The sequence below is a fragment of the Acidobacteriota bacterium genome, assembly GCA_034211275.1.
Taxonomy (GTDB): domain Bacteria; phylum Acidobacteriota; class Thermoanaerobaculia; order Multivoradales; family JAHZIX01; genus JAGQSE01.
Genome location: JAXHTF010000232.1, coordinates 1 through 9,835 on the forward strand (window position 1 = coordinate 1; position 9,835 = coordinate 9,835).

Here is a 9,835-nt window from a genome sequence, read left to right on the forward strand (position 1 = left end):
GGCTGGCCCAGAGCCGGGTGCCGTCGCCGGAAACTCCCAGGGCCTTGGGGCCGGGGCCGAGGGTGAGAGTGCCGGTCGAAGCCCGGGTGACGGCGTCGAAGCGCCGCACCTCTCCTCCACCCTCCAGGCTGACGAAGGCGGTGCTGCCATCGGCGCTGAAGGCGATGCTCGAGGGGGCGCTGCCGTAGCCCAGTTCGAGAGTCGCCAGGCCGGCGCCGCTGGTCTCGTCGAGGATGCGGATGCGGTCGGCGTCGTGGCACACCACCCAGATCTCGCCCTGGGCCGAGCGCGCCAAGCTGCGGGGATCGGCGCACACCGGGACCTCCATCAGCACCGCCAGGCTGTCCGCGTTCACCGCTGTCACCGTGTCATTGTCCGGGTTGACGGTCCACACCCGCCGGCCGCCATCGTCGCAGATCACCGGCGCGCTCTGGGTCGGCCGCGGCCCCGCCGGCACCGTCAACACCGTCGTCGTGCGGGTGGCGGTGGCCAGAGAGCCGCTGGGGTCCCGCACCTGCACCGTCGCCTGGAAGTGGCCGCTGGTGGCGTAGACGTGGGCCGCGGAGGCGGAGCTGGACCAGGCGGTGCGAGGAGAGCCGTCGCCGAAATCGAAGCGGTACTCCACCGAATCCATGTCCGGGTCGCTGGCGGTGGCGGCGAAGGTGACGCTCTGCCCCGGCGCCGCGGGGTGCACCGAGGCGGTGAAGCCGTTCACCACCGGCGACTGGTTGCCACCCACCGCTGAGCCGGTGGAAAAGGTGAAGGAATAGCCCTCCATGCCGTTGCCCGCGGCATCCTTGATGCCGCCCGCCGGCAACACCACCTCGTAGGTCGTATCCGGCAGCAGCGGCACGTCGGGGGTGAAGGTGAGGATGTCGTCGAAGGCGTAGACGAGACGCCCGCTGATAGCGCTGCCCCCCAGGGGCCGGACGATGAAGGTCAGCCCGTTGATCAAGGTCGGGGTTTCCAAGGTCTCGTGGATCAGCAGGCTGATGGGCGCCCCCAGAGGATAATTGGCGCGCCCCGCCTGGGGGATGTGGTAGCCCACCGACGGCCCACGGGTGTCGGGATCCGCCTGATGCGCCCAGATGGCCATGCCCTGGTTGGAGCCGATGCCGCCGGTGACCAGCAGATTGCCCAGGGGCAGGAGGAACTGGCTGGTGTTGACGCCGGTGCCGCCATCGTTGGGCCGGGTGGCGTTGGCGCCATCGAGGAAGAGCACCGACTCCAGGCTGCGCATATCCACCTTGTGGCCGCCCATGAAGGCGTACTCGTCCTGGAATTGGATGTACATGGACTCGTCCCCGGGGAGAGGCTTGTCGGTGACGAAGGTGAGGTTGGTGGGATCGGTGGCGTCCACCACCCGGAAGCCGTTGCCGTTGCTGCGGTACGGAAAGACCACGTAGAGCTTGCCGTCACCGCCCCACAGCTCGGGCCAGTAGCCGCCGGCACCGCCGGTGGTGAGGACGTCCAGCAGCACCGGGTTGGTGGGATCGCTGATGTCGTAGGTGGCAACGCCGGTGCGGCTCTGGTCGGAGGCGAAGATGAGCAGATCGCCGAGGATGAAGGGATGTCCCACGACGCCGGTGAGCCCCAGATGATCCCACTCCGCCAGCCGCGTACCGTCGAGCTCGAGGATGGCGTTGCCGGAGATCTCTCCATAGCTCCAATAGGTCGGCCCGGCGTACCACGGCTGGAAGAGCTGACCCCGGACGCCGGCTCCCTGGAGCCCCGGGAATTCGGTGCGCTGGACGCTCCCCGGAGCCAGCGCCCGGAAGGACCACGGCGCCTCCGGCGGCCAGTTGGGGCCGATGATCAGATAGTCGCCGCTTTTGAAATAGCCGTGGGCGTTGATGGGCATGGGGGAAATGCCCAGCTGATCGAGCTCCACCGGGTTGGTGGGATCGGCGAGGTCCCAGGTGCGCACCTGGAAGTCGGAGCCGGGAGCGCTGGAGGGGAGCTCGGGGACGGTGAAGAGGATCCCGTTGTGATAGGCGATGATGGCGGTGCGCCCCTGGGTCGGAGCGTTGAGCCCACTGAGCAGGGTCCCGGGAGTCTGAGGAACGTTGGGGAAGCCCGGAACCACCGGCGGCTGGGCGATCAGGGGATCGGCCAACGGAAAGGCCACCAGGGCCGCGACGAGCAGTAGAGCGAGACCGAGAACAGGTCCAGAAGCGATGCGCATGAGATCCTCCCCAACGCGATGAGCACCGTGACCGCGGCCTGGTGGGCCGTGCTGCTGGGGGGGCGCGCAGCCTCTGGCTAGGGACTCGAATTAAATAGCGAGATCACTATATTACAAGCGCTCCCCTCCTCGCTACTTCTGACCCGATCAGCCGGCAGCGTCCCGGGGCGAGTGCTGCGAAAACTCTGAGGCACCCTCAGGATCGGGCGCCGAATCAGAATCAGGCAGAGCATCGGGAATCTCCTCCTCGAAGCGCACCAGGGGCCGGTAGCGGGCCGCCAGCGCCAGCCCGCCGAGGATCAAACCGCCAATGAGCACGAAGAGCAAACCGATCCCCCGCCCCGGCCCCACCCCGATGAGCGCGCCCAGGGAGGGTGCCAGAGCCCCGTCGGCGGCCATCAGGGGCTCGAAGACGAAGTCCGCCAAGGGACCGGCGAGGAGGAAGGCCAAGGGCATGGCGGACCAGGCGATGAGCTGGCGCACGGCGAACACCCGTCCCTGAAGATCCAGCGGCACCTTGCGTTGCCAGAGCGTGCGACTGGAGGCCAAGATGATGGGCTCGCAGAAGGTGAACACGGAGGCGGCGCCGGCGATGAGCACCAGATTCGGACGGGCGCCGCCGAGCAGCAGGATCAACCCCTGCACCAGGAAGCACAGCAGAATGGCCCGGATGATTCGCCGCGGGCCACCCCACACGCTCATCAACACCCCGCCCAAAACCATGCCGCCGGTGGCTACCGCCAGCACCCGGCCCAGCTCTTCGGCAGTTCCGAAGGTCAGCACCAGGGGCGTCAACAAGGCCTGCACCATGCCGAAGCTGAAATTGGCCAGGGTGAAGAGCAGCAGCAGCCCGAGCATGCCGCGCCGCGCCGAGACATAGGTCCAGCCGGTCCAGGCCTCCCGGAGTATCGAACCGCGGTCTTTGCTGCCTTCCTCGCTGGCCGGAGGCCGGGGAATGCGCACGAAGAGCAGACAGCTCACCGCGAAGACGAAAGTGGCGATGTCGATGAGCATGATTCCGGCGAGCCCCAGGTCGGCGATCAGGGCGCCGGCGGCCAGGGGCGCCGCCAGCAGCGCCCCGGCGCTGCCCATCTCCACCAAGCCGTTGGCGCGGCTGAGGTGCTTTCTGGGCACCAGCTGCGGGGTCGCCGCCGCGAAGGCCGGTCCCTGCAGGGAGGCGAACGTCGCGCTGAGAGCCACCAGCGGGTAGATATGCCACACCTCCAGGTTCCCCCGGGCGGCCAGCACGGCCAGCACGATGGTGCCCACGCCGGCTCCCAGATCACTCAAAACCATCACCCAGCGGCGGTCCCAGCGGTCCGCCAGCACCCCGGAGACCGGCGCCAAGACGATCCCCGGAACCACTGCGAAGAAGGAAATGAGGGCGAATTCCGTGGCGGAGCCGTTGCGCTGAAAGACCCACACGCCGAGGGCGAAGGCGGTGAGGTGAGAGCCGAAGAGGGAAACCACCTGCCCGATGGCGATGAGAAGAAACGTCCTGAAGCTTCGCCCCTTCCCGCTCCCGAGGAACGGATCACGACTCAAGCTCCGTCCTCGGGCGGCGAGCCCTTGGGGGAAGGACCCGCGGCGGAACGACTCCCGCCGGCTTCGCCGTCGGCGCCCAGAACGTCGGAGAAGGCGGTGTCCAGGATTTCCAGCCCCATCTCCAACGAAGGCTCGTCGATGGTCAGCGGCGGTAGGAGCTTGACCACCTGCTCCTCGGCGCCGCAGGTCTCCACCACCAGGCCTCGCTCAAAGGCCGCCCGGGAGACGCGCCCCGCGACCTCCGCCGGAGTGCAGGGAATGCCCTGCAACAGGCCCCTACCCCGGGGCGGACCGCAGGCCTCCGTATAACGCCGATGGATCAGCGCGAGCCGCCGGCGCACGATCTCTGCGGCGGCTTCCACCGCCTTCTGCAGCTCCTCGCCGCGCCAGAAATCCAACGCCGCCCGAGCCCCGACGAAGGCCAGATTGAATCCGCGGAAGGTGCCGTTGTGCTCTCCCGGCTTCCAGCAATCCAGCTCCCGGCGCATCAGCACTAGAGCCATGGGCAGGCCGTAGCCACTGATGGACTTGGACAGGCAGACGATATCCGGCACGATCCCCGCCGGCTCGAAGCTGAAGAACGGCCCGGTGCGGCCGCAGCCCGCCTGGATGTCGTCGACGATGAGCAGGATCCGGTGCTTCGCCAGCAGCACCGCGAGCCGCCGCAGCCAATCCCAGCTGGCGGGATGGACACCGCCTTCCGCCTGGACGGTTTCGAGGATCGCCGCCGCCGGCTTGTCCAGGCCGCTGGAGGCGTCCTGGAGATAGGTCTCCAAATACTCGAGGGTGTCGATGCCATGGCCGAAGTAGCCGTCGAAGGGCATGGCCACGGTATTGCCCAGGGCAACCCCGGCGGCGGCCCGGTTGGTGGAGTTGCCCGTGACCGCCAGCGCGCCGAGGGTCATGCCGTGGTAACCGTTGGTGAAGCACAGCACGTTGGAACGCCCGGTGACCTTACGCGCCAGCTTGAGCGCCGCCTCCACCGCATTGGTGCCGGTGGGGCCGGGGAATTGCACCTTGTAGTCCAGGCCCCGGGGCTGCAGGATCACTGCTTCGAAGGTGCGGATAAAATCCCGCTTCGCCACCGTCGACATATCCAACGCGTGGGTGACCCCGCCGGCCTCCAGATAGTCGATCAGCGCGCGCTGGATTCGTGGGTGGTTGTGGCCGTAGCTCAGGGCGCCGGCACCGCTGAAGAAGTCCAGGTATTCCCTGCCGTCGTGGGTATAGAGGCGGGCACCGGCGGCGCGCTCGAAGAGATCCGGAAACATCCGGCAATAGCCGCGCACCTCGGACTCCAGCCGGTCAAAAATCTCCAGGCTCATGACTCGACGCTCCCGGGGAGCCGTTCGTCCGCACCGTCGCCAGCCGCCGCCGGAGGCACCCAGGGCAGCTCCTCCAGGAAGGCCCGGTGCAAACGTTCCATGGCCGGCGCCACGGCCGCCACCGGTAGCACGAAGCTGAAGGACTCGCGGCTGCTGAAGGTGGCGAGCACTTCGAGAGGTCTTCCGTCCGATCCCAGGGCTCGGAGCTCGCTCAGAGCCGCCGCCAGAGCCGCCGGCCGGGAGCCGAGACCGAAGCCCACCAGGGATACAGCTCCCAGAAGCTCCGAGGTTTCCACGCAAGCGCCCCAGCGCTCCGGAAGCTCCCGGCGCAGCTCTTCGGGGGCAGGGATTTCTTCGATGGAGACATAGAGCTCCAACGCCCCGGTCTCGGAGCCGCGGACGAAGATCAGGTCGTAGGCCGCGAGGCTGTCCAGAAGCCCCTTGCGGCGCTCGCTGGACAGGTCTTCCGGCACCGTAATCCGTATCAGATCCCGGCGCGCCGAAACTCCACTCACCGGTGGTCGCCGGGGGCGGAAGGTCTCTTCCGGGCCAGTTTCCATCCAGGTCCCCGCACCCTCGCCGGAGGCAGCCCCCACCCACAGCGAGACCCCGCTGTCCCGAGCCAGCTCCACCGCTTCGGCCTTGACCACCCGGCCTCCTTGCCAGGCGAGCTCCTCCATCTCCTCCAGCCGCAAGCGGCCCAGGAGACGAGCTCCGGCAACGATCCGCGGATCGGAGCTGAAAACCCCGTCCACGTCGGTGAAGATCTCGCATTGATCCGCCCCCAACGCCGCCGCCAGAGCCACGGCCGAGGTGTCCGACCCGCTGCGCCCGAGGGTCGTGAGCTCGCCCTGAGAATCCTTTCCCTGGAAACCCGTGACCACCACCACCCGGCCGGCGGCGAGCTCGTGCCGCAGACGCTGGGTTCGCACCTCCACGATGCGGGCGTTGTTGTGCACGTCGTTGGTGCGAATCCCCGCCTCTCCCCCGTCGAGGGAAACGGCCGTCCAACCGAGGTCATCTATGGCCATGGCCAGCAGGGCCGCCGAGGCCGTCTCACCGGTGCCGAGAAGACGATCCAGCTCCCGCGGCGCGGGGCACCGGCTCACCGCCTGGCCCAGACGCACCAACCCGTCCGTAGTGTCGCCCATGGCCGAAACCACCACCACCACCGAAGCCCCGGTCCGCCGCCTCTCCACCACCCGGCGCGCCGCTCCGAGAATCAGCTCGGAGCTGGCCAGCGAGGTCCCGCCGTACTTTTGCACTACCAGTGCCATAGGGTCTCTCCTCAGGAGCTGCCGGCGAGACGAGCCGGTATCGCGGGCAGAGCAGCGAGGGTTTCCTCCATAGCCCGCCCCAGCTCGGCGACACCGGGTGCCCGCAGCAGCGAATAGTGGTCCCCGGTGAGGGGATGGATCATCAGATGGGAGGGAGCGCAGAGTCGGCGCCAGGCGCCTTCGTCCGGATCTTCCGAGCTGCCCTTGGCCCGATAGAGATGCACCGGGGGCGCCGATGAAGCCATCGCCCTTTCCGCCGCCGGGAGCGGACGATAGGCGGCGAGAGCGCGGGCGTTGAGACGGAAGAGGCTGAGCAGAGCTTCGACGCGATCTACCGACTCCGTCGCCGGAAGGGCCCGGGCCGCTACCGCCCGATGCAGGATCTCCTGGGCCCGCTCCCGCGGGCCGAGGGCGGCAAGCTCGCGGATGATTCCCTCGGTGGCGACAGCGTCGTCCGAGCCCGCTCCCCCGAAACCGGTGAGATCGAGGAGGAACGCCGCGGCGATGCGCGCCTCGTCCTCGTCTCCCCCGGCCTGCTCACCAACCTCTCCGAAGGGGGGCGTCGGAGGATCGATGAGCAGCACCGCCGATACCTCGGCCCCCGCCTGCGCAGCCTGACGAGCCATCTCAAAAGCCACCACGGCTCCCAGCGACCAACCGGCGAGGACCGGCATCCCTGCCGCCGGCCGCCCGCTCCAAGACCCGAGCTCCTGGAGGTAGCGAGCGGCCATCGCCTCCACCGAGGGCGGCACGGGCCAAGATTCCGGCGGTGGGCTCTGGATCGCCATCACCGGCCGCTCGCGGCGCAGGCTCTGAGCCAGCGCTGCGTAGGAGAAGACATTCCCCCCCACGGGATGGACTAGCACGAGAGGGGGCACGGGGGCAGACACGGGAGAAGACGAGGAGCCTGGAGAGCAGATCGGCACCAGAATCTCGCGACTCCCGGGCGTGCTCTCGGCGCTCCGCAGGCGCTGCGCCAAGGCCGCCACCGTCCCCGCCTCGAAGAGGGCCGTCAAGGGTAGAGGAAATCCCAGCTTCGCCTCCACCCCAGCAACCAGCCGAATGGCGGCCAGAGAATGCCCCCCAGCTTCGAAGAAGTCGTCGAAGACCCCTGCCACCACCGGCCCCAGAATCTGCCGAAAAAGATCCAGCAGCTCCAGCTCCAGCCGGTCCCGAGGCGGTACCACCGCCGCCAGACCGAGATCCTGACGCTCCGGGGACGGCAGCGCCCGGCGGTCCACCTTGCCGGTCACCGCCAGCGGCAGCCGCTCCAGCAGCACCCAGGCCGACGGCACCATGTGCTCGGGAAGACGCCGGCGGACGGCTTGCCGTAGGGCCTCCACCTCCGGCGGCGAGGAAGAGTCTGGCACAAAGTACACCGCCAGCCGAGGCTCTCCCGTGGCCGGAGAGAGTACCGCCGCCACCGCCTCACGAATTCCCGCCAGTCCCGCCACCGCCGCTTCCACCTCCCCCAGCTCGATGCGGAAGCCCCGCACCTTGACCTGGTGATCGAGGCGGCCGAGGAAGTCCAGCCGGCCGTCGGGTCGCCAACGGGCCAGATCACCGGTGCTGTAGAGCCGACCGCCGAGCGCCGCCGGATCCGGGCGAAAACGATCCGCCGTCAAGCTCGGTCGGCCCCGGTAGCCCCGGGCGACGCCAGGTCCGCCGATGTGGAGCTGCCCTGGAACACTGGCCGGCGAGAGCTCTCCGCGCCGGTCCAGAACCGCGACATGGGCACCGGGAATGGGCCGACCGATTCCCAGGGCCCGCTGCCGGCAGTACAGCTCGGTGCTCGCCCAGACGGTGACCTCCGTCGGACCGTAAGCGTTGAAGAAGCGCCGGCCAGCGGCGCTCTCGGTCCAACGCTCTGCGAGCTCCGGGGGACACGCCTCCCCCGCCACTACCAGGGTGTCCAACGAAGCCAGATCCCCCGCGGGCAGGTCTTCAGCCGGCAGGTCTTCAGCCGGCAGGGTCGCCAGAGCGGAGGGCGTGAGGGTCGCCACAGAGATTCCCTGCATCGCTAGGAACTTCCGCAGCGGCGGTCCGGAGACGGCGGCCTCCGGCGGGGTGAGGAAGAGCGCGGCACCGGCGGCCAAGGCCATGGCGATCTCGAAAATCGAGGCGTCGAAGGAGAGCGCGGCGAATTGCAGCACCCGATCCCCGGGCCCGACGCCGAAGACCTGCTCCTGCGCCGCCCACAGATGACTCAACCCGCCGTGATGTACCGCCACCCCCTTGGGCCGGCCGGTGGAGCCGGAGGTATAGATGATGTAGGCCAGCGCCGATGGCGCCACGGCGGGCAGAGCCCTCTCCCATTCCTCCCGGGAGGTCCCGAGTCCTTCCCCGGGGGCATCCACCAAGACCAGTGAATCCACCGCCGCCGGAAGCTCCGGCGCCAAAGAGCGGAGGGTGAGCACCGTCGAGACCCCGGCGTCTTCGATCATGAAGGCAAGACGATCCGGCGGATAGGCAGGATCCAGAGGCACGAAAGCTCCCCCCGCCCGCAGCACGGCGAGGAGGCTCCCCACCATCTCCGGGCTGCGGCCTAGGAACAGTCCCACAGGCTCTTCGAGCTCGAGCCCCCGCCGCACCAGACGATGGGCCAAGGACAGCGACCAGGAGTCCAATTCCCCGTAGCTCCAGCTCCCATCCTTCGCCACCACCGCCCGGGCCTGGGGCTGCCGCTGCGCCCAGACCGCTACCCGCCGATGAAAGGGCTCCGGCTGACCGCCCTGCAAAGCCCGCTGGGGAAAGGGTCCCGTTCCCCACTCCACGAGCAGCTGGTGACAGGCCGCCGCTGAGACCACGGGCCAGCGGCCCACGGGCAGCGAGGAGCCCTGTTCTCGGAAGCCTCCGATGCGCTCCAACAGCCGCAGAAGCTGCCCGTGCAGGCGCTGGATGGTAGTCCGGTCGAAGAGATCCGTCGCAAACTCCAACACCCCGTCTACGGTTTCTGCCGTGCGCTCCAGAATCAGGCTGAGATCCGCCTTCGCGGAGCTTTCCGCCTGCTCCATGGGGGTGAGCTCCACCGTCGCGACCCGGCCCGGACTCAACGGCACATGGTGGAGACCCACCAAAGCCTGGACCAGTGGCGGCCGGGACGGGTCTCGGCGGGGCTGGAGCCCTTCGACCAGCCGCTCGAAGGGCAGATCCTGGTGCGCCAGAGCTTCCAAGAGCTCCGTCCGGGTTCGTTCCAGGAACTCGCCGAAGGCGGGATCGCTCCGGAAATCCGCCGAGATAACCAGGGTGTTGAGAAAGCAGCCCACCAAAGCCTCGAGCTCCGGCTGACGGCGACCGGAAACCGGAGTGCCCAACAGCAGCTGTGCTTGGCCGGTAAACCGGTGCAGCAGGATCTGCCAAGCGCTCAGCAACACAGCGAAGAGAGTCGTGCGGTGGTCCTTCGCCAACCCCTCGAGGTCGGCCACCAGGGCCCTCGGCAAAGCCACCGGCAGCGACGCCCCCCGATGGCTGTAGACCGGCGGCCGAGGCCGATCCGTGGGCAG

The 9,835-nt window shown here is 68.7% G+C and carries 5 protein-coding genes; all 5 read right to left on the reverse strand.

Annotated elements, in window-relative coordinates:
* On the reverse strand, positions 1–2,185 hold a 2,185-nt coding region (locus SX243_23080; protein MDY7095868.1), incomplete at its 3' end, for a PKD domain-containing protein.
* A gap of 147 nt (positions 2,186–2,332) precedes the next feature.
* On the reverse strand, positions 2,333–3,730 hold the full coding sequence (locus SX243_23085) for an MFS transporter (protein MDY7095869.1): 1,398 nt from the start codon (positions 3,728–3,730) through the stop codon (positions 2,333–2,335).
* Positions 3,727–5,055 carry a diaminobutyrate--2-oxoglutarate transaminase gene (ectB, locus tag SX243_23090; protein MDY7095870.1) on the reverse strand — a complete coding sequence of 443 codons (1,329 nt, stop codon included), beginning with the start codon at positions 5,053–5,055 and terminating at the stop codon, positions 3,727–3,729. Before ectB ends, SX243_23085 begins: the two co-directional genes overlap by 4 nt.
* A complete protein-coding gene (locus tag SX243_23095) occupies positions 5,052–6,332 on the reverse strand; it encodes an aspartate kinase (protein MDY7095871.1) in 1,281 nt (426 codons plus the stop codon). The genes ectB and SX243_23095 overlap by 4 nt, the downstream gene beginning before the upstream one ends.
* An 11-nt stretch (positions 6,333–6,343) precedes the next feature.
* The coding region (locus SX243_23100; GenBank protein ID MDY7095872.1) for an amino acid adenylation domain-containing protein at positions 6,344–9,835 on the reverse strand (3,492 nt) is incomplete at its 5' end.